General features: G+C 71.2%; 22 protein-coding genes. 17 read left to right on the forward strand and 5 right to left on the reverse strand.

The annotated features are described in order from the left end of the window. Positions 1-423: 423 nt before the first annotated feature. Positions 424-2,229 (forward strand): serine/threonine protein kinase, encoded by a 1,806-nt coding sequence (locus KGA66_RS21100; RefSeq protein ID WP_211469916.1) that lies wholly within the window; start codon positions 424-426, stop codon positions 2,227-2,229. A 42-nt stretch (positions 2,230-2,271) separates the two neighbouring features. On the opposite strand, the gene ileS is transcribed toward KGA66_RS21100, so the two are convergent. Further along, positions 2,272-5,481 carry an isoleucine--tRNA ligase gene (gene ileS, locus KGA66_RS21105; protein ID WP_211469917.1) on the reverse strand — a complete coding sequence of 1,070 codons (3,210 nt, stop codon included), beginning with the start codon at positions 5,479-5,481 and terminating at the stop codon, positions 2,272-2,274. A gap of 434 nt (positions 5,482-5,915) precedes the next feature. Here ileS and KGA66_RS21110 point away from each other — a divergent pair, with 434 nt between their 5' ends. The 8 genes from KGA66_RS21110 to dnaE all read left to right on the forward strand — a co-directional run bounded on the left by KGA66_RS21110 (position 5,916) and on the right by dnaE (position 14,253). Then, positions 5,916-6,188: a DUF167 domain-containing protein gene (locus KGA66_RS21110; protein ID WP_246508214.1), complete on the forward strand. Its 273-nt coding sequence runs from the start codon at positions 5,916-5,918 to the stop codon at positions 6,186-6,188. 242 nt (positions 6,189-6,430) lie between these two features. Then, a complete protein-coding gene (locus KGA66_RS31785) occupies positions 6,431-7,060 on the forward strand; it encodes a TraR/DksA family transcriptional regulator (protein WP_211469919.1) in 630 nt (209 codons plus the stop codon). Positions 7,061-7,213: 153 nt separating this feature from the next. Further along, complete coding sequence (gene lspA, locus KGA66_RS21120) at positions 7,214-7,861, forward strand: signal peptidase II (protein WP_211469920.1); 648 nt, start codon at positions 7,214-7,216, stop codon at positions 7,859-7,861. Further along, positions 7,858-8,793 carry an RluA family pseudouridine synthase gene (locus KGA66_RS21125; RefSeq protein WP_312887019.1) on the forward strand — a complete coding sequence of 312 codons (936 nt, stop codon included), beginning with the start codon at positions 7,858-7,860 and terminating at the stop codon, positions 8,791-8,793. Before lspA ends, KGA66_RS21125 begins: the two co-directional genes overlap by 4 nt. Before the next feature lie 8 nt (positions 8,794-8,801). Next, the gene (locus KGA66_RS21130) at positions 8,802-9,404 is read left to right on the forward strand and encodes a Chromate resistance protein ChrB (RefSeq protein ID WP_211469921.1); all 603 of its coding nucleotides are present in this window, start codon (positions 8,802-8,804) and stop codon (positions 9,402-9,404) included. Positions 9,405-9,620: 216 nt separating this feature from the next. Continuing rightward, entirely contained in the window at positions 9,621-10,199 is a 579-nt protein-coding gene (locus KGA66_RS21135; RefSeq protein WP_211469922.1) for a fluoride efflux transporter FluC, read from the forward strand. A 61-nt stretch (positions 10,200-10,260) separates the two neighbouring features. Beyond that, positions 10,261-10,626, forward strand: a complete 366-nt coding sequence (gene crcB, locus KGA66_RS21140) for a fluoride efflux transporter CrcB (protein ID WP_211469923.1) — start codon at positions 10,261-10,263, stop codon at positions 10,624-10,626. A gap of 78 nt (positions 10,627-10,704) precedes the next feature. Further along, the gene (gene dnaE, locus KGA66_RS21145; RefSeq protein WP_211469924.1) at positions 10,705-14,253 is read left to right on the forward strand and encodes a DNA polymerase III subunit alpha; all 3,549 of its coding nucleotides are present in this window, start codon (positions 10,705-10,707) and stop codon (positions 14,251-14,253) included. Positions 14,254-14,303: 50 nt separating this feature from the next. Here the strand turns inward: dnaE and KGA66_RS21150 are convergent, their stop codons facing one another. Next, positions 14,304-14,876 (reverse strand): YdeI/OmpD-associated family protein, encoded by a 573-nt coding sequence (locus tag KGA66_RS21150; RefSeq protein WP_211469925.1) that lies wholly within the window; start codon positions 14,874-14,876, stop codon positions 14,304-14,306. Between the two features lie 89 nt (positions 14,877-14,965). Between KGA66_RS21150 and KGA66_RS21155 the strand changes: the two genes are divergently transcribed. After that, positions 14,966-15,742, forward strand: coding sequence for a hypothetical protein (locus tag KGA66_RS21155; RefSeq protein WP_211469926.1), 777 nt, complete (start codon positions 14,966-14,968; stop codon positions 15,740-15,742). Here KGA66_RS21155 and KGA66_RS21160 read toward each other — a convergent pair. Continuing rightward, positions 15,727-16,236: a GbsR/MarR family transcriptional regulator gene (locus KGA66_RS21160; protein WP_211469927.1), complete on the reverse strand. Its 510-nt coding sequence runs from the start codon at positions 16,234-16,236 to the stop codon at positions 15,727-15,729. The genes KGA66_RS21155 and KGA66_RS21160 overlap by 16 nt on opposite strands. A 62-nt stretch (positions 16,237-16,298) precedes the next feature. Between KGA66_RS21160 and KGA66_RS21165 the strand changes: the two genes are divergently transcribed. Together KGA66_RS21165 and KGA66_RS21170 are read left to right on the forward strand one after the other, a co-directional pair. Then, a complete protein-coding gene (locus KGA66_RS21165) occupies positions 16,299-17,240 on the forward strand; it encodes an ABC transporter ATP-binding protein (protein ID WP_211469928.1) in 942 nt (313 codons plus the stop codon). After that, positions 17,237-18,865 (forward strand): ABC transporter permease, encoded by a 1,629-nt coding sequence (locus tag KGA66_RS21170; RefSeq protein ID WP_211469929.1) that lies wholly within the window; start codon positions 17,237-17,239, stop codon positions 18,863-18,865. The genes KGA66_RS21165 and KGA66_RS21170 overlap by 4 nt, the downstream gene beginning before the upstream one ends. A gap of 22 nt (positions 18,866-18,887) precedes the next feature. On the opposite strand, the gene ybaK is transcribed toward KGA66_RS21170, so the two are convergent. Beyond that, positions 18,888-19,394 carry a Cys-tRNA(Pro) deacylase gene (gene ybaK / locus KGA66_RS21175; protein ID WP_211469930.1) on the reverse strand — a complete coding sequence of 169 codons (507 nt, stop codon included), beginning with the start codon at positions 19,392-19,394 and terminating at the stop codon, positions 18,888-18,890. A gap of 49 nt (positions 19,395-19,443) precedes the next feature. Then, entirely contained in the window at positions 19,444-20,106 is a 663-nt protein-coding gene (locus KGA66_RS21180; RefSeq protein ID WP_211469931.1) for an LON peptidase substrate-binding domain-containing protein, read from the reverse strand. A gap of 125 nt (positions 20,107-20,231) precedes the next feature. Here KGA66_RS21180 and hisD point away from each other — a divergent pair, with 125 nt between their 5' ends. The 5 genes from hisD to hisH are packed head-to-tail and all read left to right on the forward strand — an operon-like array spanning position 20,232 to position 24,258. Beyond that, entirely contained in the window at positions 20,232-21,725 is a 1,494-nt protein-coding gene (gene hisD, locus KGA66_RS21185; protein ID WP_211469932.1) for a histidinol dehydrogenase, read from the forward strand. Further along, positions 21,722-22,834 (forward strand): histidinol-phosphate transaminase, encoded by a 1,113-nt coding sequence (locus tag KGA66_RS21190; RefSeq protein WP_211469933.1) that lies wholly within the window; start codon positions 21,722-21,724, stop codon positions 22,832-22,834. The genes hisD and KGA66_RS21190 overlap by 4 nt, the downstream gene beginning before the upstream one ends. Beyond that, positions 22,831-23,439 (forward strand): imidazoleglycerol-phosphate dehydratase HisB, encoded by a 609-nt coding sequence (hisB, locus tag KGA66_RS21195; protein WP_211469934.1) that lies wholly within the window; start codon positions 22,831-22,833, stop codon positions 23,437-23,439. Before KGA66_RS21190 ends, hisB begins: the two co-directional genes overlap by 4 nt. Continuing rightward, positions 23,436-23,597 (forward strand): CG2302 family histidine operon protein, encoded by a 162-nt coding sequence (locus tag KGA66_RS21200; RefSeq protein WP_211469935.1) that lies wholly within the window; start codon positions 23,436-23,438, stop codon positions 23,595-23,597. The genes hisB and KGA66_RS21200 overlap by 4 nt, the downstream gene beginning before the upstream one ends. Before the next feature lie 13 nt (positions 23,598-23,610). After that, the gene (gene hisH / locus KGA66_RS21205; RefSeq protein WP_211469936.1) at positions 23,611-24,258 is read left to right on the forward strand and encodes an imidazole glycerol phosphate synthase subunit HisH; all 648 of its coding nucleotides are present in this window, start codon (positions 23,611-23,613) and stop codon (positions 24,256-24,258) included. Positions 24,259-24,289: the final 31 nt, after the last annotated feature.

The following is a 24,289-nucleotide window of genomic DNA, read 5'->3' on the forward strand; positions in this document are numbered from 1 at the left end:
ATGCCCGCCCCCGCGATGGCCGGTTCCGCGATGAGTCAGATGACCCAGACCATGGCCCCGATCCGGCCGGGTGTGCCCCCGCAGCCCGCTCCGGTGTATCCGCAGGCCCCGTCGCCGATGCGCGGCTTCCTGATCGACGAAGACCCCGACTCCTGATAGCGAGCACCGTTTGACGATGAGCACTGTCTGACAGACACACACCGGCAGGCGTACCGCGCGGCCCCGGCCCCCTCGAAAGGGGCCGGGGCCGTTCGCGTGCACGGCTGCGTGAAACTTACAGCATCATGACCGACCGCCAAGGATTCGTTACCGCACTGGTGCACGGCGCGGCGTTCCGGTTGACTTGGCTCCCGGAACATGAGTACGCCTCGGACAACTGGCGGAGTGCCGCCACGGGCGCCTCGGGTCGGAGGGCTTTCGCGGATGCAGCCGACGGAACAGGTCAACGGCGAGGATGCTCGCGGTGTGGTGCTTGCGGGCCTGCTGGACAAGTACCGCGCCTTCGTCGGCGATGCCGGCTCGCACGGCCACGCTTACCAGGCGGTGCGGCCGGATACGGCCGGGCCCGATCCGATCTCCCAGTGGGCCGCCGCCGAGTACTACGACGGGCCCACGCTGGCCGCGCTCGTCGAACTGCTCGGCCCGTTGCCCGCGCAGGCGGTCGCCGCCCTCGCGCTCGAAGCCGTGGCGCAGCTCACCCGGCTGCACGTGGCCGGCGGGCTGCACGGGGATCTGAACCCGTGGAACGTCACGCTGTCCGGGGACGGTTTGCGGCTTGTGCATTCTGGGATCGCTCACAGGGCGCGCGGCGCGACGCTCACCGACGTGACCGGAACCCCGCGCCGCGTCGCCTATCTGACGCCGGAGCAGATTCTCGGGCGGCCCTTCGGCGCGGAAGCGGACATCTTCGCGCTCGGCGGCGTGCTCGCGTTCGCGGCCTCGGGCGTGCCTGCTTTCGGCGACGACGAGCCGAACGCGGTGCTGCATCGCATCGTGCACCAGGAGGCCGCGCTGGATGCGGTCCCTGATGCCTTGCGGGGACTGGTGAAAGCATGCCTGAGTAAGGACCCTGCGCAACGTCCGAGCCTGCAGACGCTGGCCGACCGCGCCTGCGGCGTCTTCTCCGACGCGGTGGCCGCGCAGTCGAGATCCGACGCGGGCGAGCCGGAGGCGGAAGGGACCGCGACGCCTCCGGTCCCGGAACCCGACCAGCGCACCGCCGTGTTCGAGCCGTTCGCCGACGCGGCGGGGGACCTCGGATTCGAACGCCCGGGCCGTATCCCGTTCGGCGCCGCGCCGGGCCCGTCCCTCGGCTCAGGGTTCGATCCGGTTCCCGATCCGGCGTCGGAGCCGGCTCTGGAGCCGGCTCTGGGGCCCGATCTGGCCTCGCTGTTCGCCCGCACCGGCCCGGTGGACCGCAACGCCGCAGAGGCGACGCTGACCGAGGTACCGCTGCGCGACGCCTTCGAATCGATGCAGACCCGGCGCGACCCGAAATACGTGCCGGTCTCCGCGTTGACCGCGGACCCGGCGACGCAGCCGACGCTCACCGCGCAGCCGGTCGGGACCGCTCGGCGGCCACGGCGCGCACGGTCCCGGTTGAGCGGTGCCGTGGTCCTCGCCGCGGTGTTCGTCGTCGGCGTCGCCGCCGCGTTCTTTCTGCGCGGCGCGACCCACGGCGCCGTACCTCCGGCCGCGCCCGCCGTGAGCTTGTCCGCCGCGCCCACCGCACCGGTGCCCGGAACCTTCCTGGCCGGCCCAGGCTGTCCCGCATCGCAGTGGGCCGGCAGCACGCAGGCGATCGCGGCGGCCGGGGGTCTGGTCGCGAACGTGGGCGGCGGCGCGCCGGACTGCGGCGGCGCGGCGCTCGCGTTCCTCAAATCGGGCAGCACCGCGCCCGCGGCCTCCAGCTATACCTGGGCCTTCCACCTGAGCTGGACCGCGCGCTGCACGCTGTCGGTGTACATCGCCAACGCCGCGCCTTCCTCCGGATTCGCGCAGTACCGCCTGGACGTCCCGGTCGCGCGGTCCGCGGCGCCCACGACACTCAGCTTTCGCATCAACCAGGGCCAGGCGAAGGGGCAGTGGGTCGCCGCCCCCCAGCTGAACAACATCTCCCTCCCGGATGGGTCGGTGCAGTTGGTCCTCACCGACGCGGGGGCCTTCCCCGGCGACCGCTTCCACGTCACCGCTTCCGCGGTCAAAGCCGCCTGCACCCGGGTCCCGTAGCGCGGCGCGCGGCCGGGGCGCGGGCGGCCGTGTCCCGCCGCACTACGCCTTGAACAGCGCGAACTCCAGCCCGAGTTCCTCGTCGTAGAACGCCACGGGTTGGGTGTCCACGCGGCCGTCGTTGTCGATGAACTCGACGGCGAGGACGTCCGCCGCGATCGACGCGCCGTGCGTGCGCAGCGCCTCACGAGTCTCCGGCTTCAGGCCGTACCAGACCAGCCGGATCCGATCGGCCACGTCAAGGCCGCTGTTCTTGCGTGCGTCCTGGATCAGGCGCACCGCGTCCCGCGCGAGTCCGGCCAGCCGCAGCTCGGGCGTTATCGCCAGGTCCAGCGCCACGGTCTCGCCGTCGGCGCTCGCCACCGCCCATCCCTCGCGCGGAGTCTCGGTGACGATCACCTCGTCGGACGTCACCTCGACCTGCTCGCTCCCGCCGGCCTCGCCCGGCACCGTCAGCCGGGCCGCGCCGCGCTCGCGCAGCTCGTCCGCCAGCCCGGCCGCGTCCGCCGCCGCGATCGCGTTCGCGACCAGCGGTGTGCGCTTGCCGAAGCGCTTGCCCAGCGCGCGGAAGTTGCCCTTGGCGTGGTACTCCAGCAGCTCGCCGCCCGCCTCGGACAGCGCACCGGTGCTCTCGACGTTCAGCTCCTCGGCCACGTGCGCGCGCAACTGCTCGTCCAGCCCGGCCCAGCCGTTCGCGCCGACCAGTGCCCGGCCCAGCGGCTGACGGGTCTTCACCCCGGATTCGGCGCGCGTGGCCCGGCCCAGCTCGACCAGCCGGCGCACCAGCGCCACCTGCCCGGCGAGTTTCCCCGCCACGGCGTCCGGGTCGGGTTTCGGCCAGGCCGCCAGGTGCACGGACTCGGGCGCGTCCGGGGTGACCGGGCGCACCAGGTCCTGCCAGACCCGCTCGGTGACGAACGGAACCATCGGCGCCAGCAGCCGGGTCACCGTCTCCAGCACGGTGTGCAGGGTCGCCAGCGCGGCCGGGTCGGCGTCCCAGAACCGGCGGCGCGAGCGGCGCACGTACCAGTTCGACACGTCGTCCACGTACGCGGCCAGCAGCCGGCCCGCCTGCTGCGTGTCGAAGGCTTCGAGTGCGGCGTCCACCTCGCCCACCAGCCGGTTGAGCTCGGAGAGCACCCAGCGGTCCAGCACCGGGCGGTCGGCCGGGGCCGGGTCGGCCGGTGAGGGCGACCAGCCGCCGGTGCGCGCGTACAGCGCCTGGAAGGCCACCGTGTTCCAGTAGGTCAGCAGGGTCTTGCGCACCACCTCCTGGATCGTGGTGTCGCCGACCCGGCGCGCGGACCACGGCGAGCCTCCGGCCAGCATGAACCAGCGCAGCGCGTCCGCGCCGTGCCGGTCCATCAGCGGCATCGGCTCCAGGATGTTGCCCAGATGCTTGGACATCTTGCGGCCGTCCTCGGCCAGGATGTGCCCAAGGCACAGCACGTTCTTGTACGAGGACTGATCGAACACGAGCGTGCCGATCGCCATCAGCGTGTAGAACCAGCCGCGGGTCTGGTCGATCGCCTCGCAGATGTAGTCGGCCGGGTACGACTGCGCGAACTCCTCGGCGGAGCCGGGCGCGTGCGGGTAGCCCAGCTGCCCGAAGGGCATCGAACCGGCGTCGTACCAGCAGTCGATGACTTCGGGCACCCGCGCGGCCGTGTGGCCGCAGGATCCGCCGCCGTCAGCCTTCGCCGGGCAGGCGAACGAGACCTCGTCGATGTACGGGCGATGCGGGTCGAGGCCGGACAGGTCGCGCCCGGCCAGCTCGCCGAGTTCCGCCAGCGAGCCGACACAGGTGAGGTGTCCCTGCGGGCAGCGCCAGATCGGCAGCGGGGTGCCCCAGTACCGGTTGCGCGAGAGCGCCCAGTCGATGTTGTTGTTCAGCCAGTCGCCGTAGCGGCCGTGCTTGATGTTCTCCGGGTACCAGTTCGTGTGCTCGTTCTCCCGCAGCAGCGCGTCCTTGACCGCCGTGGTGCGGATGTACCAGGACGGTTGCGCGTAATACAGCAACGCGGTGTGGCAGCGCCAGCAGTGCGGATAGGAGTGCTCGTATTCGAGGTGACGGAACAGCAGGCCCCGGGCCTTCAGGTCGGCGGTCAGCTGCTCGTCGGCCTTCTTGAAGAACACCCCGCCGACCAGCGCGACGCTCTGCTCGAACGTGCCGTCCGGCCGGATCGGGTTGACCACCGGCAGGTTGTAGGCCCGGCACACCCTCAGGTCGTCCTCGCCGAAGGCCGGGGCTTGGTGCACCAGACCGGTGCCGTCCTCGGTCGTCACATAGTCCCCGAGCACGACGAAGTGCGCGTCCTGGGCCCGGCCCTCCGGCCCCGGAGGGAAGGCGACCAGGTCGAACGGCCGCCGGTAGTGCCAGCGCTCCATCTCGCGGCCGGTGAACGACTCGCCGGTGACCCGCCACCCCTCGCCCAGCGCCTCGGCGAGCAACGGTTCCGCGACGACCAGCCGCTCGACGCCGTCCGTCGCGACGACGTACGTCACGTCCGGGTGCACTGCCACCGCGGTGTTGGACACGAGTGTCCACGGCGTCGTGGTCCACACGAGCAGCGCCGCGGCGGGAGCGTCGCCGTCGCCGGCCAGGGGACCCGAAGTCAGCGGGAAGCGCACGAACACCGACGGATCCACCACGGTCTCGTACCCCTGCGCGAGTTCGTGGTCGGACAGACCGGTACCGCAGCGCGGGCAGTACGGCGCCACCCGGTGATCCTGTACCAGCAGGCCCTTGTCGAAGATCTGCTTGAGCGACCACCACACCGACTCGATGTAGCCGGGGTTCATGGTCCAGTACGCCTCGGACAGGTCGACCCAGTAGCCCATCCGTTCGGTCATCTTCTCGAAGGCGTCCACGTGCCGCTTGACCGACTCGCGGCACTTGGCGTTGAACTCGGCGACGCCGTACGCCTCGATGTCCTGCTTACCGGAGAAGCCCAGTTCCTTTTCGACGGCCAGTTCCACGGGCAGCCCGTGACAGTCCCAGCCGGCCCGCCGCTCGACCCGGTAGCCCTTCATCGTGCGGTAGCGGGGGAAGACGTCCTTGAAGACGCGGGCCTCGACGTGGTGGGTGCCCGGCGTGCCGTTCGCGGTGGGCGGTCCCTCGTAGAACGTCCAGCGCGGGCCGTCCGCGGTGGCCTGCAGGGACGTGCGGAAGACGGACCGCTCGCGCCAGAAGTCGAGCACCTCGTGCTCCATGGCGACCAGGTCCACCTGGGCGGTTACCGGGCGATACATGCTCTCTCGTCCCTCTCGCGAGCGTGCACGACGTTTATCGAACACTGTGGTCGCGAAGGGACGAGTCGCCCGCGCTGTGTTCGACGAACACGACGGCGGGGTTCCCGCGGTACCACCCTCCTTGGCCCGGAAGCGCCACACAGCGCGCTGGACCGGACCCTCTCGTTGCGCCGTCCGGCCGGTTCTACTGAGCGGGTCGCCGACGTGTGGCGGTCGGCCCGCGGTTCTTCCGGCGGCTCCGGGGTGATGTTCGCGCCGTGCGCCCGCCAGGCTCACACCGTCCCTGACTCGCTCACGGCCGCTTGCGGCGCTACTGTCCCCATCCACGCCTCTTCGGACTGGGTTCATAGTGTAGGGCCATGACACCACCGCGGCCGCATGGTTTGCCTTCCGGGCATCACGAACAGCGCCGGGAAGACCGTTCGTCGCCCGACATGCGCGTCGCCATTCGGGTAAAGCCCGGGGCCAGTCGCACGAAGGTGGGTGGCTCGTACGGCGCCGGAGCCGCGCTCATCGTCGCCGTATCGGAGCGTGCGGTGGACGGTAAGGCCACGGAAGCGGCCCTAAAGGCGCTTGCGGACGCTATAGGTGTCGCGCGGCGGAAAGTCCGGCTCGTGTCCGGTGTCAACAGCCGAGACAAGCTTGTCGAGATCCTCGACCCGCCGAGTGGTCTTGCGCACCGCCTTGAGACACTTCGCGCAGGTTAGACCGGGGTCGGCGGCCGCTCGGGAGCGCGGTGGGTGACGTGCCCGGGAAAAGTTCTTTGCCTTTTCGTGATTAGGCATGGAGGTGTCCGGGCACCAATCGCACGCGTAACCCGTTGTGCGGAATGGGTGACGGGCGTCGGAGCGCTCCCCACCCCGCACTACACGCCCGCACCCCAGCCGCCCCGGCAGCTTCCTCGCCGTCCGGAGCGGCCCTTTCCGATCTGAGAGCGAGGGATGCACTCGTGAGCACCACCGCGCGCAATTCCGCCTCCGCCGCGTCACCGGCGACCGTTCCGGCCGTGAAGAAGACCGGTAAGAAGACGGCGGCCAAGCCCGCGCAGCGCCCTTCGGCCTCCGGCCCGGCGAACAAGGTGCCCGCTTCGCGGGGCGGGCGGGCCGCTTCGGCCAAGCCCAAGACCGAGACGCTGCCCGAACCAGCCCTGGTGGCGGCCGGCGCGGCGGGCCGCGGCGCCCCGGGCGCGCTGCCGGTGCGACCCGGCGAGGACCCGTGGACCGAGGCCGAGGTCGCCGAGGTCGAGACCGAACTGCGCGCTGAGGTCGACCGGCTGCGCGCGGACGTGGCCGCGGCCGACATGGCCCTGGCCGACCTGCTGCGCGACGCCAGCGACGGCGCCGGTGACGACCAGGCGGACGCCGGGTCCAAGAACTTCGAGCGGGAGCACGAGATGTCCATCGCGGCCAACGCGCGGGACATGCTGGTGCAGTCCGAGCGCGCGCTGGCCCGTATCGCCGCGGGCACCTACGGCGCCTGCGAGAGCTGCGGCGAGCCGATCGGCAAGGCGCGTTTGCAGGTCTTCCCGCGTGCGACCCTGTGCGTGAGCTGCAAGCAGAAGCAGGAGCGCAGGTACTGAGGCCCGGCGCGCGGTCCGGTCGCGGGCCGTCGGGAGCGTGTCCGGTTCGGGCTCTCGCCGAGTTCACCGGGCGCGACCAGGTAAGGTCGGCGCGTGGAGCGCATGGACATCGCTAGAGGGCAGGATGCCGCACCGCCGGCCGATGAGGCCCGCGTGACGGCACAGGATCCACGGGATCCAGGGCCAGGGGTCGACGTGCCGCCCGCCGGTTCGGGACGGCGGGTACGCCGCGTCGGCGTGCTGCTGGCGGTTGCGGTGGCCGTGTACGCCCTCGACGCGGCGAGCAAGGCGATCGTGGTCGCCACGATGCACTACGGGTATCCGATCAGGCTGCTCGGTCCGGCCCTTCGGCTGGATTACACCCGCAATCCCGGCGCGGCGTTCTCCATCGGCGAGGCTTACACCATCATCTTCACGGTCATCGCGGTGGGCGTGATCGTGGTGATCCTGCGGCTGGCCCGGAGGCTGTTCAGCCTGCCCTGGGCTTTCGCGCTCGGCCTGCTGCTCGGCGGGGCGCTGGGCAACCTCACGGACCGGATCGTGCGCGCACCCGGGTTCCTGCGCGGCTGGGTGGTCGACTTCATCGAGCTGCCGCACTGGCCGATCTTCAACCTGGCGGACTCGGCGATCTGCGTGGGCGGCGCGCTGATGGTGTTGCTGGCCTTCCGCGGACTGCATCCGGACGGCAGCGACGAGCGGGCCCAGGCCCAGGCTGCACAGGCCCAGGCTGCACAGGTCCAGGCTGCACAGTCCCAGGCTGCACAGGTCCAGGCACAGGGGCCCGACGGGAACGGCTCGTGAGCGCCGGGCTGCGCTCGCTGCCGGTACCGGAGGGTCTCGACGGCGAGCGGGTGGACGCCGCGCTCTCGCGGATGTTCGGGCTTTCACGCACGAAGGCCGCCGATCTGGCCGCCGAGGGCCGGGTCGCCGTCGACGGCGCGATCGTCGGCAAGTCGGACAAGGTCCGCGGCGGCGCCTGGCTTGAAGTGGAGCTGCCGCCGCCGCCCGCGCCGGTCGAGCAGACCGTCGTCGAACCGGTGCCCGGTATGCGCATCGTCCACGACGACGATCACATCGTCGTCGTGGACAAGCCGGTCGGCGTGGCGGCGCACCCGAGCCCCGGCTGGCTCGGGCCGACCGTGGTCGGCGGGCTGGCCGCGGCCGGATACCGGATCTCCACCTCGGGCGCGGCCGAACGCCAGGGCGTCGTGCACCGGCTGGACGTCGGCACCTCGGGCCTGATGGCCGTGGCCAAGTCGGAGTTGGCCTACACGGCGCTCAAACAGGCGTTCCGGGACCGCACCGTGGACAAGACCTACAACGCGTTGGTGCAGGGCTACCCGGACCCGATGAGCGGAACGGTCGACGCGCCGATCGGACGCCATCCCAAGCTCGACTACAAGTGGGCGATCACCGCCGACGGCAAGGACTCGGTCACCCACTACGACACGATCGAGGCGTTCCGGCACGCGACTTTGCTGGAGATCAAGCTGGAGACCGGCCGCACGCATCAGATCAGGGTCCATATGTCCGCGTTGCACCACCCCTGCGTCGGCGACTTGACCTACGGCGCGGACCCCATGCTGACCAAGCGCCTCGGCCTGGCACGCCAGTGGCTGCACGCGGTCCGGCTGGCATTCGAGCATCCGGCGACCGGCGAGCGCGTCGAGTTCGAGTCGCCCTATCCGGCCGACCTCCAGCACGCGCTGGATGTCATCGCCGCCGAGAGCTGAGGCCGCCAGTGCAGGCCGAGCATTCCGCCGCCGCCACCACGGCCGCCACCACCACCACCGCCGCGTCGGCCGGTCCGGTGCCGGTCGGCTGGCTGGTGTTGATCTACCGGGTGCCGTCGGAGCCGACCCGGCTGCGGGCCGCGGTGTGGCGCCGGCTCAAGGGGCTGGGCGCGATCTACCTGCAGAACTCGGCGGCGGCGCTGCCGGCGGGGGCGGCGGCGGAGCGGGCGCTGCGCAAGCTGCGGCACGAGATCGGGGAGATGGGCGGCAGTGCGGTGCTGCTCTCGTGTACCGCACTGGCCGGGGAAGCGGAGGTGCTCTCGGCGTTCCAGACCGCGCGGGACGACGAGTACGAGGAGATCATCGACAAGTGCCAGGACTTCCTGGCGCAGTTGGAGAAGGAGTACAAGGCCGAGCACTTCACCTACGCCGAGCTTGAGGAGAACGAGGAGGACCTGGTCAAGCTCCAGGGTTGGCTGGCCAAGGTGACCGACCGGGACGTGTTCGGGGCGCCCAAGCGCGCGGCGACTCTGGATGCGCTCGGGATGTGCGAGCGGGCGCTGGAGGATTACGCGGCGCGCGTCTACGCGGAGGAAGGCGAAGGCCAGTAAGACGAGCAACACCAGCAAGGCCAGTACGACCAGTAGGACCAGTAAGCCAGCAAGAGCCGGTCATACGCGGCGCCTGAGGGGCCCGCAGGGGCTCCGCTATAGTGGAGGCTCCGGCGGAGGGGCTCGCCGTCAACCGTCGCAGCAACGCGTGGGCACAGCGCTGCGGCCAACGGTCCCTACTCGAACGCGGTACTGCGAGTAGGAGAGGTGTTCGCGATGGCTCACACGCCAGAACCCGAGAACGGGGCCCTGGTCGACGGCAATCATGAACTGCCGATCGACCCGGACATCCGGATCGAATCGGCGGACGCGACACAGAACGCCATTGCGGCACGGCGCAAGCACATGCGCGTGCTCGCGGCCATCGCACTCGGCGGCTTCTTCGGCGGCTTGGCGCGTTACGAGATCGGGCTGGCCTTCCCCACCGCGCACGGCACGTTCCCCGCGACGACCTTCGGCATCAACCTGGCCGGATCGTTCATCCTGGCGCTGCTCACCGTCTTCGTGCTCGAAATCCTTCCGCCGACCGTGTACGTGCGCCCGCTGGTCGGCGTCGGCTTCTGCGGCGCCCTGACGACGTTCTCGACCTGGATGCTCGACACAGACCGGTTGCTGGGCGCCGGGCACTACGGCGCGGCCGCGGGCAACGTGTTCGGCTCACTGGCCGCCGGCCTGGCCGCGACCAGCCTCGGCCTGACGGTCGGACGCGCCGTGGTCGCGCATCGCGAGCGCCGGCTCGGCGGCGAGCGGGTCGAGGAGCGCGAACTGGTGCCGGCGCAGGGCGGCTCGCAGTGAACCGGGCGGCGCGGACCAAGACGGCACGAGACGAGGCGGCACGAGACGAGGCGGTGGCGTGATGCTGGCTTTCGCGGTCGGCCTTGGCGCCGCGGCCGGTGCGGTGCTGCGGTACCTGGTCGACCAGGCGGTATCGCGCCGCCGCGCGGGCACGTTCCCGGCCGGAACCTGGCTGATCAACATCACCGGCTCTCTGCTGCTCGGCCTGCTCGCCGGGCTGGCCACGCACCACGGCCTGGCTGCGGGCGCGGTGGCGATCATCGGCACGGGCGTGTGCGGCGGCTACACGACCTTCTCCACGTTCGGCTACGAGACGGTCCGGCTGATGGAGGAGGGCTCGGGCCTGGTCTCGCTCGCGAATCTGGCCGGCAGCGTGGCCGCCGGGCTCGCCGCGGCCGCACTGGGGCTGGGCATCGGGCTTTTGTGACAGGGCTCTGACGGTAAAGTCCGATCCTCAACCCCGGGCCACAACATCCGTCGGCGGACAGCGCTAGGATTCCGTGCCGTGGCTGACTCCTTCGTTCACCTGCACGTTCACACCGAATACTCCATGCTTGACGGAGCGGCCCGGCTCAAGGACATGTTCAAACGGGCGGCGCAGCTGGAGATGCCCGCGGTCGCGATGACCGACCACGGCAACCTGCACGGGGCGCACGACTTCTTCAAGCAGGCCAACGCCGCCGGCGTCAAGCCGATCCTCGGCATCGAGGCATACGTCGCGCCGGAGGCCCGGCAGACCACCAAACAGATCTTCTGGGGCCAGCCCAGCCAGAAGTCCGACGACGTGTCGGGCTCCGGCTCGTACACGCACATGACGATCTGGGCCGCGAACGCGCGCGGCCTTTCCAATCTCGTCAAGCTCTCCTCCAGGTCCTACACCGAGGGCTTCCACCGCAAGTGGCCGCGCATGGACCGCGAGTTGCTTGCGGAGCACCACGAGGGCCTGATGGCCACCACCGGCTGCCCGTCCGGGGAGGTGCAGACCCGGCTGCGGCTGGGCCAGTACGACAAGGCGCTCGAAGCCGCCGCGCGGTACCAGGAGATCTTCGGCAGGGAGAACTACTACCTGGAGCTGATGTCGCACGGGCTCGACATCGAGTCCCGGGTGCGCGAGGACCTGCTGCGCATCGGCCGCGAGCTGGACATCCCGCCGGTCGTCACCAACGACTCGCACTATACGCACCAGCACGAGTCGGTCTCGCACGACGTGCTGCTGTGCATCCAGACCGCCTCCAACATCGACGATCCGAACCGCTTCCGCTTCGGCGGCGACGGCTACTACCTCAAGAGCGCGGACGAGATGCGCTCCGTCGAGGACAACGAGGTCTGGCGCGAAGGCTGCCGCAACACCCTGCTGATCGCCGAGAAGGTGGACACCGCGGGGATGTTCACCTTCAGGAACCTGATGCCGCGGCTGCCGCCGCCGGACGGGCTGACCGAGGACGAGTGGTTCCGCAAGCTCGCCTACCAGGGCCTGGACCGGCGCTTCCCGGCCGGTTACCCGGACCCCGAGGGTTACCGGCAGCGGCTCGAATACGAGCTGGGCATCATCATCCAGATGGGGTTCCCCAGCTACTTCATCGTGGTCGCGGACTTCATCAACTGGGCCAAGGACAACGGCATCCCGGTCGGTCCGGGACGCGGCTCGGCGGCCGGCTCGCTGGTCGCCTACGCGCTCGGCATCACCGACCTGGACCCGATCCCGTACAACCTGCTGTTCGAGCGCTTCCTCAACCCCGACCGCGTCTCGATGCCCGACATCGACGTCGACTTCGACGACCGCCGCCGCGCCGACGTGATCCGCTACGTGACCGAGAAGTACGGCGAGGACAAGGTCGCGCAGATCGCCACCTTCGGCACGATCAAGGCCAAGGCGGCCGTGAAGGACTCCTCGCGGGTGCTCGGTTACCCCTTCGCGATGGGCGACCGGATCACCAAGGCGATGCCTCCGACGGTGATGGGCAAGGACATCCCGCTCTCTGGGATCTTCAACCCGGAGCACCCGCGCTACGCCGAGGCCGGCGAGTTCCGATCGCTCTACGAGTCCGACACCGACGTGCGCAAGGTCGTGGACACCGCGAAGGGCATCGAGGGCCTGATCCGGCAGCCCGGCGTGCACGCGGCCGGTGTGATCATCTCGGCGGAGCCGATCACCGACTACGTGCCGGTGATGATGCGACCTGCCGACGGTGTGATCATCACGCAGTTCGACTATCCGACCTGCGAATCGCTCGGCCTGATCAAGATGGACTTCCTCGGGCTGCGCAACCTGACCATCCTCGACGACGCGGTGCGCAACATCGAGCAGAGCACCGGCACCAAGGTGGACCTGCTCACGATCCCGCTGGACGACAAGCCCACCTACGAGCTGATGAGCCGCGGCGACACGCTCGGGGTGTTCCAGCTCGACGGCGGGCCGCTGCGCTCGCTGCTGCGCCAGCTGCGCCCGGACAACTTCGAGGACGTATCCGCCGTCATCGCCCTGTACCGGCCCGGCCCGATGGGCGCGAACTCCCACATCAACTACGCGGAGCGCAAGAACGGCCGCCAGCAGATCACCCCGATCCACCCCGAGCTGGCCGACCCGCTCCGAGAGGTCCTGGACGTCAGCTACGGCCTGATCATCTACCAGGAGCAGGTCATGTCGGCCGCGCAGGTGCTGGCCGGGTACTCGCTCGGACAGGCCGACCTGCTGCGCCGCGCGATGGGCAAGAAGAAGAAGGAGGTCCTGGACAAGGAGTTCGTCCCGTTCTCCGAGGGCATGCGCGCCAACGGCTACTCGAACGAGGCGATCAAGACCATCTGGGACATCCTGGTCCCGTTCGCCGACTACGCCTTCAACAAGGCGCACTCGGCGGGCTACGGCCTGGTCGCGTACTGGACCGCGTACCTCAAGGCCAACTATCCGGCCGAGTACATGGCCGCGCTGCTCAGCTCGGTCAAGGACGACAAGGACAAGTCCGCGGTCTACCTCGGCGAGTGCCGCCGCATGGGTATCAAGGTTCTGCCGCCGGACGTGAACGAGTCCGACGCCGACTTCACCCCGCGCGGCCAGGAGATCCGCTTCGGCCTTTCCGCGATCCGCAACGTCGGCGCGAACGTGGTCGAGTCGATCCGGGCCGCGCGCCGGACCAAGGGCCGCTTCACCTCCTTCCCGGACTTCCTGAACAAGGTCGACGCCGTGGTCTGCAACAAGCGCACCATCGAGTCGCTGATCAAGGCGGGAGCCTTCGACTCGCTCGGGCACGCCCGCCGCGGCCTGCTGGAGCAGCACGAGCGCGCCGTCGACAGCGTGGTGGAGGTCAAGAAGCAGGAGGCGATCGGGCAGGACTCGCTGTTCGGCGCGCTGCTCGGCGAGGAGGAGAAGGCCGCCGCCGCCCCGGGGCTGGAGCTGGAGTTCTCCGCCTCCGAGTGGGACAAGGGCATCCTGCTCGGTTACGAGCGGGAGATGCTGGGCCTGTACGTGTCCGACCACCCGCTTTCAGGGCTCGAACACCTTCTCGCGTCCAAGGCCGACGCATCGATCGCCACCCTCAACGCCGAGGCGCAGATGTACCCGGACGGCGCGACCGCGACCGTCGGCGGCATCATCAGCGGGCTGCAGCGCAAGATGACCAAGCAGGGCAACCAGTGGGCCATCGCCACGATCGAGGACCTGGAGGGCTCGATCGACGTGATGTTCTTCCCGAACAGCTACCAGCTCTACGCGACCGCGCTCACCGAGGACGCGGTGGTGCTGGTCAAGGGCAAGGTCGAGCGGCGCGAGGACGTGCCCCGGCTGATGGCGATCGAGCTGACCGTGCCCGACCTGGCGCTGGCCGAGGCCAACCAGCCGCTGGTGCTGCACGTACACGACTCGAAGATCACCCCGGCCTCGGCGCCCCGCCTTCGCGAGGTGCTGGCCAGCCACCCGGGCATGACCGAAGTCAGGGTACGCATGCGCGGGCGGACCGCGACCACGGTGCTCAAGGTCGGCGACCACCTGCGCGTCACCCCGTCCCCGGCGCTGATGGGCGACTTGAAGGCGCTGCTCGGACCGTCCTGCCTGGGCTGATGGCTGGTGGCCGACGGGCTGAGCGGCGGCGGCCGGGCGCGGCGGAGCCGCTACGGATGGATGGTCTCGCCGCGCTCCAGCATCGCGATGAACTTGGCGATCCGGTCCGCCCGGGTCTGCGGACGCTTGGCGTCGTGGATCCGGTAGAGGACGGCGTACCGGTTGGCCCCGGTGAGCGTGGCGAAGAACTGCGCCGCCCGCGGATTCGCTTCGAGCGCTGCTTGCAGGTCCGGCGGCACCTGGGCCGCGGACTGCCCGTCGTAGGCGCGCTCCCAGCGGCCGTCCGCCTTCGCCGCCTCGACCTCCCGCAATCCGGCCGGCTGCATCCGGCCCGCTGCGATCAGGGCCAGCGCCTTCTCGGTGTTCACCTTCGACCAGCGGCTGCGCGCGCGGCGCGGGGTGAAGCGCTGCAGCCACCAGCGCTCATCCAGTTTGTTCTTCTGTCCGTCGATCCAGCCGAAGCACAGCGCCTCGTCGAGCGCCTCGGCGTAGGTGACGCTCGGGATGCCGCTCTCCCGCCGCGCGATCTTCAGCCACAGCCCGTCCGGGGTGTGCGCGTGGTGCTCGGCCAGCCACGCCGCCCACAGCGGCGCGGATGCGAAGGACAGGATCACTCGCTCCATGCCACCATCGAACCATCGGCCGCCGACAGCAACCCACAGCAGCCGACCCGTGCGCGACAAGCTCAGGCAGCCGTGAAAAGCTTGGTGCGATGAGCACTGAGACGCCGTGGCCGACACCCCTGCCGTCGCCGAGCCCCCACGACAGTTCGCGCCCGCCGTCCCAGCCGCGGTGGCAGGCGCGGCAGGAGGTCGCCGCGTTCGCAGTGGTAACCGCCGCGAGCGTGCTGCTGGCCTTCGGCGTCGGGGCGCTGTGGCGCGTCTTCGCCCCGGCCGTGCTCGGTGTGGTCAACCAGGGCGGGATCTACTACGCGGCGCCGGAGGGCAAGACCTTCATCGCGCGCGACGGCTGGTTCGCGGCCCTCGCGTGCATAGCCGCGGTCCTGCTCGCGTTGGCCGCCTTCCTGCGTTACCGGCGCGGCGGCGGCCTGGGCGCGGCGCTCGGGCTGGCCGTGGGCGGCATCGCGGGCGGCTACCTCGCCGCCTGGTTCGGCGCGATCGTCGGCCCCGGCGCCGGTTCGGTCCTGCGGGCGGCGCGCGGCGTGGCGAACGCGGGCTCCTTCGCGCTGCCGATGACGCTGCGCGCCACCGGCGCGGTGTGGCTGTGGCCCGCCGTCGCCGCTGGCCTGTTCTTCTTCTTGATGCTGCTGTTCGGCCCAGTGGAGGCGGACCGGGAACCGCCCGGCTTCCCCGGATGGGGGCAGTCGCTTGAGGGTGACGGTGACGGTGAGAGTGACGAAGAGGGTGAGCGTGCGCGGGAAGCGCAAAGTTCGCCTCGGAACGCGGTTGCGGACCGCGTGAACGCGATCGCGCCGGGCGAGCCGGCGAACGAACCGCCTGCGCCGCAACCCGATCAGCTTCCCGATTGAAGCGGGGCCGCGCGCGACGCCTGCCATTCGTCCAGCAGGCCGGGCACCCGGCTACGCACGAAGGCGAAGAAGTCCCGCATCTCGGCGACGCGCTCGGCCGCAGTGCTGTGCGCTGAGCCCAGGCTGCCGAGCAGTTCGTCGGCCGCCGAGATCACCACGTCGTAGAACTGCACGGCGGTCGCCGTGCCTGCGTACCACGTGTGGTCGCGCAGCCGGTAGTGATCGCGGCGCGACCCGGGCACCGGCTCGCGCACGACGAAACCGATCTGGCCGAGGTACCGCACCGCCCCGGAGATCGCGGCCGGGCTCACCTCCAGCCGCGCGGCCAGCTGCGTCGCGGTCAGCCCCGGTGCGTCGGCCGTCATCAGCGCGAACAGCACCCGCGCGGCCATGCGCGGAAAGCCCCAGTCGGCGAACAGCAGCGCGAGCTTCTCCACGAAGCCGCGCACCGCTTCCTCGCCGCGGCCCGCCTGGCCGCCGTCCACCGTCGTCACCCTCGCATTTTACCTGCTTCACAGGTTTCACGAAATTGTGAAACGAGTGTAGCGTAACGGCCATGACGAACCCTGCGGCGATCGAGATCGCCGGGCTGCGCAAGCATTTCGGCCGCACGCGCGCGCTCGACGGACTGGACCTGCGCGTCGAGCGCGGCGAGGTACACGGCTTCCTCGGTCCGAACGGTGCGGGAAAGTCCACCACCATCCGCATCCTGCTCGGCCTGCTGCGCTCGGATGGCGGCACGGTCCGGCTTCTCGGCGCGGATCCGTGGCGTGACGCGGTCTCGCTGCACCGCCGCCTCGCGTACGTGCCCGGTGACGTGACGCTGTGGCCCAACCTCACCGGGGGAGAAGCGATCGACCTGCTCGGCCGGCTGCGCGGCGGCTTCCCGGCGAACCGCCGCGACGAGCTGATCTCCCGCTTCGAGCTCGACCCGCGCAAGAAGGGCCGCGCCTACTCCACCGGCAACCGGCAGAAGGTCGCGCTGATCGCCGCGTTCGCCGGCGAACCCGAACTGCTGATCCTCGACGAGCCGACCTCCGGCCTGGACCCGCTGATGGACGCGGTCTTCCGCCAGTGCGTCGCCGAGGCGCACGAGCGCGGAGCCACCGTCCTGCTCTCCAGCCACATCCTGTCCGAGGTAGAAGAGCTCTGCGACCGGGTCTCGATCATCAGGACCGGGCGCACCGTCGACGCCGGCAGCCTCGCCGAGTTGCGGCACCTGGCGCGCACGACGATCACCGCGCAACTGGTCCGCCGCGACGCGGACGGGATCGGCGCGCGCCTGCGCGCCGCCGGGGTGCACGAGCTGACGATCGAGGGCTCGACCGTGCGCTGCCAGGCCGACCCCGAGGCGCTGGAGGCCGTCCTGCGCGCGCTGACCGACGCGGGAGTTCGAGCCCTGACCAGTCGCCCGCCCACCCTCGAAGAGCTCTTCATCAAGTACTACGCCGCCGAGCAGCCGGGCGAGGGCCGGGACGAGGCGGCGGCGGTCCGATGAACGGGCACATGATGAAGGAGGATGCGTCACAGCGTCCGTTCGCCGGCATGCGCGTCCTGGTGCAACTCGCCCTTCGCCGCGATCGGATCGCGCTGCCCGCGTGGGTGTACGTGCTCATCGCGATCGCGGCATCGACCGGGTACAGCCTCAGGGGTCTGTACCCGACCGAGCAGTCGCGCGCACAGTTCGCCGCGATCCTCAACGCGACCGGGTCGACGATCGCGATCTACGGCCCGGTCGAATCCACCTCGCTCGGCGGCGTGACAGCTTGGCGCATCGCCGTACTGGCGGCCGTACTCGCCGCGGTCATGTCGATCCTGCTCGTGGTGCGGCACACCCGCGCCGAGGAGCAGACGGGGCGTCAGGAACTGCTCGGTGCGTCCCCGGTGGGCCGCCGCGCGGTGCCGGCCGCGGCACTGGGCGTCGCGCTGCTGGCGAACAGCGCCGTGGCGCTGGGAATCAGCGTCGCGATGCCCTTGGCCGGCTGCACTTTCACCGGGGCACTCGCGCTCGGGCTCGCCGTCGGCGCCTGCGGCTGCTTCTTCGCGGGCCTGGCCGCGCTCACCGCGCAGTTCGCGCAGACCTCGCGGGGGGCGAACAGCGCGGCCTGCGCCGCGGTCGGGGTCTTCTTCCTCATCCGCGCGACGGCCGACGCGGGCGGCCACCGCTGGCTGCTGTGGTTCACACCGCTCGGCTGGGTCGAGCGGGTCGGCGCGTACAGCGCGAACCGCTGGTGGGTCCTGGCGCTGCCCGCTGCGGGCGCGCTCGGCCTCGCGGTCGTGGCGACCCGGCTGGCCGCGGTCCGCGACCTCGGCGCGGGGCTGCTGGGCTCACGCTTCGGCCCCGAGCGCGCCGGCCGGGATCTGAGCGGACCATACGGCCTGGCCTGGCGGCTGCACCGGGGCGCGCTGCTCGGCTGGTCCATCGGGTTCCTCGTCGGCGGCGCGGCGATCGGCTACATCGCCAAGGACATCGGGGGAGTGCTGAGCTCCAGCTCGAAGCTCGTCCAGATCATCGATGAGATCGGCGGCCATCAGGCGCTCGTGGATGCCTACCTGGCCGCCAGCATGGGCATCTTCGGCCTGGTCGCGGGCGCCTACGCGGTGCAGGCGACGCTGCGGGCGCGCGGGGAGGAGAGCAGCGGCCGTGCGCAGCTGCTGCTGGCCGGGCCGGTGGGCCGGGTGCGCTGGGCGGCGGGACACTGCGCCGCGGCGCTGCTCGGCTCGGCGCTGGTGCTCGCCGCGGGCGGTCTCGGCGCCGGGCTCGCGCACGGCCTTCGGATGCACGACGTGTCCGGCCAAGTGCCGCGCCTGGTCTTGGCCGCCCTGGCGCAGTGGCCCGCGGTGGCCGTGGTCGCGGCGCTCGCGGCGGCGCTGTTCGGCCTCCTGCCCGCCCGCACGCCCGTGGCTTGGGCCGCGCTGACCGTGTTCCTGCTGCTCGGACAGCTCGGCCCGGTGCTCAAGCTGAACCAGGCCGTGATGGACGTCTCACCGTTCACGCACCTGCCGAGAGTGCCGGGAGATGCCTGGACGTGGCCGCCGGTAGGCTGGCTCGTCGCGACCGCCGGCGGGCTGCTCGCGCTCGCCCTGGACGGTTTCCGCCGCCGTGACCTGGACCTCGACTGATGGCTTTGCACGGGCCCTCGACTCAGCCGCGGCCGATGGCGGCGGTGCGCGCGGCGGTCAGCCGTACCAGGTCGGCGGGGGCCAGTTCGATCTCCAGGCCGCGGCGCCCCGCGGAGCAGAACACGGTTTCGTGCTCAAGCGCGGACCGGTCGACCACCGTCGGCAGCCTCTTGCGCTGTCCCAGCGGGGAGATGCCGCCGAGCACGTAGCCGGTCGCGCGCTCGGCCGCGGCGGGGTCCGCCATCGCCGCCTTCTTCCCCCCGACCGCGCTCGCCAGCGCTTTGAGATCGAGCTGGCCGCAGACCGGCACCACGGCCACGACGAGCTTGCCGTCCACATCCGCAAGCAGGGTCTTGAACACGCGCTGCGGTGCGACCCCCATCGCCTCGGCGGCCTCGGTGCCATACGACTGCGCGGCCGGGTCGTGCTCGTAGGCGTGCACCTCGAACTTCACCTCGGCCGCTGCCAGCGCGACCGTCGCCGGAGTACCCTTTGACGCAGCACCTTTAGACGCAGCCTTGTTCGCCATGCGGCGAGCTTAGAGCGCGCGCGCAGAGGGGCACCACACCGGGCGACGGTCAGCGGTCGCGGCGCAGCAGATCCACCGCCGGCAGCGTTCTCAGTTCCTTGATGAGCATGGTCTCCCGGCGCAACAGCACCTGCTCGCGCTGGAGCCGCGTCGCCGTGTCCGGCGTGGCCAGCAGCCGTTGCTTGTCCCGCAGGTCGAGCACCATCGCCGCGGCGATCAGGTACGACAGCACGGTCGGATCGTCCGGCAGTTCCGGGATGCCGCCGGTGCGCACTCCGCGCAGACCCGCCAGCGCGCGCTGATACCCGAGCAGCAGGGCCGTGCTCGACGTCTTGAGCGCCTCGGCCCGCGTGTCCGAGGACTCCTCCAGGAACTCGACCTCCCCGACGAGATAGGGGCCGCTGCCGTCCACGTCCAGCAGCCGGAAACGCTGCACGCCCGTGGTCACCAGCGAGTAACGGCCGTCATCGTGCGCCTCCAGCGCCGAGATCCGCGCCGTGCAGCCGATGTCGTACACGCTCTCCACCGACTGCGCGCCGATCTCCCGGCCGTCCCTGATCGCCACGACGCCGAACTGCCGCGCCTCGCCCTCCGGCATTTCCCGCAGGTCGGCCACCATTCTGCGGTAACGCGGCTCGAAGATGTGCAGGGGCAGCACCACGCCGGGGAAGAGCACCGATCCCAGGGGAAAGAGCGGCAGCGTGGTGGCCATGGCCCTAGCCTAGAGGGCCCGGCTGAAGGTACGCAGGCGACACAACAGCATCGGCCGGCCTCGCAGATCGTCCGCAGGGCGGAATCCTCGGCACCGGTCGTCACCGGGCGAACTACACTGGCCGGGTGATCACTCGTATCGATTTGCGGGGGATGGACCTGCTCGGGGGTTCCGTCGACCTGCGCACCGTGGTGCCGCGGGCCGAACTGGACGTGGAGACGGCCGTCGAAGCCGTCCGGCCGATCTGCGAGGACGTGCGCGTGCGCGGTGAGGCCGCGCTGATCGAGTACGGCGAGCGCTTCGACGGCGTACGCCTCCAGTCGGTCCGGGTCGCCCGCGAGGCCCTGGCGAACGCGCTGGCCGGCCTCGACCCGCAGGTGCGCTCCGCGCTGGAGGAGTCGATCCGCCGCGCCCGCAAGGTGCACACCGACCAGAAGCGCCGCGACGTGCGCACGCAGGTGGTGCCCGGCGGCGCGGTCACCGAGCGCTGGATCCCGATGGACCGGGTCGGGCTGTACGTGCCCGGCGGCCTGGCCGTCTACCCCTCCTCGGTGGTCATGAACGTGATCCCGGCGCAGGTCGCGGGCGTCGGCGCGATCGCTGTCGCCTCGCCGCCGCAGCGCGAGCACGGCGGCCTGCCACACCCCACCATCCTCGCCGCCTGCGCTCTGCTCGGCGTGGACGAGGTGTACGCGGTCGGCGGCGCTCAGGCGGTCGCGATGTTCGCATACGGAGCCGGCCAGGGCGCCACCCGTTGCGCCCCGGTGGATCTGGTCACCGGGCCGGGCAACATCTACGTGGCGGCGGCCAAGCGGCTGCTGAAGGGCCGCATCGGCATCGACGCCGAGGCCGGGCCCACCGAGATCGCGATCCTGGCGGACCTGAGCGCCAGCCCCGCGCACGTCGCCGCCGACCTGATCAGCCAGGCCGAGCACGACCCGCTGGCCGCCGCGGTGCTGGTCACCGACGCCGCCGCGCTCGCCGAGGCGGTCGAGGTGGAACTGGCCCGACAGGTGCCGGCCACCAAGCACAGCCAGCGCATCGCGACCGCGCTCGGCGGCCGGCAGTCCGCGATCGTGCTCGTCGACGACATCGAGGCCGGGCTCGCCGTGGTCAACGCCTACGCCGCCGAGCACCTGGAGATCCAGACCTCGAACGCGCGGGTCGTGGCCGGCCGGGTGCGCAACGCCGGGGCCGTCTTCGTCGGGCCGCACTCGCCGGTCTCGCTCGGCGACTACTGCGCGGGTTCCAACCACGTGCTGCCGACCGGCGGCTGCGCCTGCCACTCCTCGGGCCTGTCGGTGCAGTCCTTCCTCAAGGGCGTGCACATCGTCGAGTACAGCGACGCCGCGCTCGCCGAGGTGGCGCACCACGTGGTCACGCTCGCCAACGCCGAGGACCTGCCCGCGCACGGCGAGGCCGTGACCATCCGCTTCCCGCACGAGGCGCGGCCGCACGCCGGGGACGTGCTGCGCACCGGGGACGCGGCGGACGCGGGTGACGCGCCGGACGCCGGGCAGCCGGCGCCCGAACACGGCGCGCTAAGCGACCTGAGCGCGCGTTATCCCGAGTTCGCGGCGCCGCCCGAACCCGACGGCGCACAGGAGCCGCAGCAGTGACGAAGACCGACGGCGGCCCGTTCTCCTGGCAGGATCTGCCGGTGCGCGACGACCTGCGCGCGCTGACCCCTTACGGCGCGCCGCAACTCGACGTGCCGGTGCGGCTGAACACGAACGAGAATCCGTACCCTCCGCCGCCCGAACTGGTCGCGGACCTGCGGGAGGCGGTCACCGCGGCCGCCGCCACACTCAACCGCTACCCGGACCGGGACGCGGTGGAACTGCGCAAGGACCTGGCGCAGTACCTCGGCCACGGACTGACCGGCGCGCAACTGTGGGCCGCCAACGGCTCCAACGAGGTGATCCAGCAGATCCTGCAGTGCTTCGGCGGCGCCGGACGCAGCGCCCTGGGTTTCGAGCCCTCCTACACGATGCACCGGCTGATCGCGCTGGCCACCGGCACCCGGTGGATCGCCGAGCCGCGCGGGGCCGACTTCAGCCTCGACCCGGCCGCGGCGCTCGCCGCGATCCGGCGGCACGGGCCCGACGTGGTCTTCCTCACCTCCCCGAACAACCCGACCGGCAACGCCGCGCCGAGGGAACTGGTCGAGGCCGTCGTGGACGCCGCCCCCGGCGTGGTCGTGATCGACGAGGCATACGCCGAGTTCTTCAGGCCCGGCACCGCCTCCGCCCTGAGCCTGCTTCCCGGCCGTCCGCGGCTGATCGTCATCCGCACGATGTCCAAGGCGTTCGCGATGGCCGGCGCCCGCGTCGGCTACCTCGCCGCCGACCCGGCCGTGATCGACGCCCTGCTGCTGGTCCGGCTTCCGTACCACCTGTCCGCGCTCACCCAGGCGGCCGCGCGTACCGCACTGGCTCACGTCCAGGCTCTGCTCGGTACCGTGGACGCCGTCAAGGCCCAGCGTGACCGCATCGTCGATGAGTTGACCGCGCTCGGCCTGCCCGTCGTCCCCTCCGACGCGAACTTCGTCGCTTTCGGCGTGAGCCGCGCCGGAGAACAGCCCCGGGAAGCCGGGGCGGTGTGGCAGGCGCTGCTCGACCGCGGCGTCCTGGTCCGGGACGTCGGGCTGGCCGGGATGCTGCGTGTGACCGCCGGGACACCCGAGGAGACCGGGGCGTTCCTCACCGCACTGAAGGAGATCCTGTGAGCGACGAGAGCGCGCGCCGTCGCGTCGGGCGCGTCGAGCGCGCCACCAAGGAGTCCACCGTCCTGGTCGAGATCGATCTGGACGGCGGCGGCGCGGTGGACGTGGAGACCGGAATCGGCTTCTACGACCACATGCTCGCGCAACTCGGCAAGCACGGCCTGTTCGACCTGACCGTCAAGACGACCGGCGACCTGCACGTCGACTCACACCACACGGTCGAGGACACCGCGATCGCGCTCGGCTCGGCATTCCGGGAGGCCCTCGGCGACAAGGCCGGCATCCGCCGCTTCGCCGACTGCTGGGTACCGCTGGACGAGAGCGCGGCGCACGCGATCGTCGACCTGTCCGGGCGGCCTTATCTGGTCCACCGCGAGCCCGAGCGGATGGCCCCGATGATCGGCGCCTACGACACCACGCTCACCCGGCACATCTTCGAGTCCTTCGTCGCGCAGGCGCAGATCTGCCTGCACGTGGATGTGCCCTACGGCCGCAACGCGCACCATGTCGTCGAGGCACAGTTCAAGGCGGTAGCCCGGGCGCTGCGCGACGCGTGCGCGTTCGACCCGCGCGTCGTGGGCGTGCCCAGCACGAAGGGTGTGCTATGACCAGCAGTTATGCCGCGGCGCTCCTGATCTTCCTCGGACTTTTCCTGATCGGCGGGGTGATCTCCCTCGCCAGGCAGGGCCTGCCGAAGGTGCTGATCGGCTTGCTGGGTGTATGCGCGGCGCTGGCCATCACGGCCGGCGTGCTGCGTTGGAAGTGAGCGTGCGGCGCTGATGACCACCGGTCCCGCCAAACGCGTCGTCGTCCTGGACTACGGCTCGGGCAACATCCGTTCCGCGCAGCGCGCCGTGGCGCGCCAGGGCGTAGAAGTCACCGTCACCTCCGACTTCGACGCCGCGCTCGAAGCCGACGGGCTGTTCGTGCCCGGCGTCGGCGCGTACGCGGCCTGCATGCAGGGACTGCGCGCGGTGCGCGGCGACCGGATCATCGGGCGGCGTCTGGCCGGGGGACGCCCGGTGCTCGGCGTTTGCGTCGGCATGCAGATCCTGTTCGAGCGCGGCATCGAGCACGGCGTCGAGACCGACGGCTGCGCCGAATGGCCCGGCGCCGTGGAGCGCATCGAAGCCCCGGTCGTGCCGCACATGGGCTGGAACGTGCTGGACCTGCCCGAAGGCAGCCGCATGTTCGCCGGGCTGCCCACGGACACCCGCTTCTACTTCGTGCACTCGTACGCGGTGCAGCAGTGGCATCTCGGCGACACCGGGCCGCTGCCCCCGCCCAAGGTCGCCTGGTGCCGCTACGGCGAGCGTCCCTTCGTGGCCGCCGTGGAGAACGGCGCGCTGTGGGCGACGCAGTTCCATCCCGAGAAATCCGGCGACGCCGGCGCCGCGCTGCTGGCCAACTGGGTGTCCACGCTCTGATCGCGCGGCCCCGCCGCGATAACGCCGATCC

The sequence above is a fragment of the Actinocrinis puniceicyclus genome (assembly GCF_018283645.1).
Lineage (GTDB): Bacteria > Actinomycetota > Actinomycetes > Streptomycetales > Catenulisporaceae > Actinocrinis > Actinocrinis puniceicyclus.

What these genes read in the sequence shown, in the direction of transcription:
- KGA66_RS21100 (WP_211469916.1), top strand. Translation starts at nt 424, where the DNA reads ATGCAGCCGACGGAACAGGTCAACGGCGAGGATGCTCGCGGTGTGGTG.
- ileS (WP_211469917.1), bottom strand. Translation starts at nt 5,481, where the DNA reads ATGTATCGCCCGGTAACCGCCCAGGTGGACCTGGTCGCCATGGAGCAC.
- KGA66_RS21110 (WP_246508214.1), top strand. Translation starts at nt 5,916, where the DNA reads ATGCGCGTCGCCATTCGGGTAAAGCCCGGGGCCAGTCGCACGAAGGTG.
- KGA66_RS21135 (WP_211469922.1), top strand. Translation starts at nt 9,621, where the DNA reads ATGGCTCACACGCCAGAACCCGAGAACGGGGCCCTGGTCGACGGCAAT.
- crcB (WP_211469923.1), top strand. Translation starts at nt 10,261, where the DNA reads ATGCTGGCTTTCGCGGTCGGCCTTGGCGCCGCGGCCGGTGCGGTGCTG.
- KGA66_RS21150 (WP_211469925.1), bottom strand. Translation starts at nt 14,876, where the DNA reads ATGGAGCGAGTGATCCTGTCCTTCGCATCCGCGCCGCTGTGGGCGGCG.
- KGA66_RS21155 (WP_211469926.1), top strand. Translation starts at nt 14,966, where the DNA reads ATGAGCACTGAGACGCCGTGGCCGACACCCCTGCCGTCGCCGAGCCCC.
- KGA66_RS21165 (WP_211469928.1), top strand. Translation starts at nt 16,299, where the DNA reads ATGACGAACCCTGCGGCGATCGAGATCGCCGGGCTGCGCAAGCATTTC.
- KGA66_RS21170 (WP_211469929.1), top strand. Translation starts at nt 17,237, where the DNA reads ATGAACGGGCACATGATGAAGGAGGATGCGTCACAGCGTCCGTTCGCC.
- ybaK (WP_211469930.1), bottom strand. Translation starts at nt 19,394, where the DNA reads ATGGCGAACAAGGCTGCGTCTAAAGGTGCTGCGTCAAAGGGTACTCCG.
- KGA66_RS21180 (WP_211469931.1), bottom strand. Translation starts at nt 20,106, where the DNA reads ATGGCCACCACGCTGCCGCTCTTTCCCCTGGGATCGGTGCTCTTCCCC.
- KGA66_RS21200 (WP_211469935.1), top strand. Translation starts at nt 23,436, where the DNA reads ATGACCAGCAGTTATGCCGCGGCGCTCCTGATCTTCCTCGGACTTTTC.
- hisH (WP_211469936.1), top strand. Translation starts at nt 23,611, where the DNA reads ATGACCACCGGTCCCGCCAAACGCGTCGTCGTCCTGGACTACGGCTCG.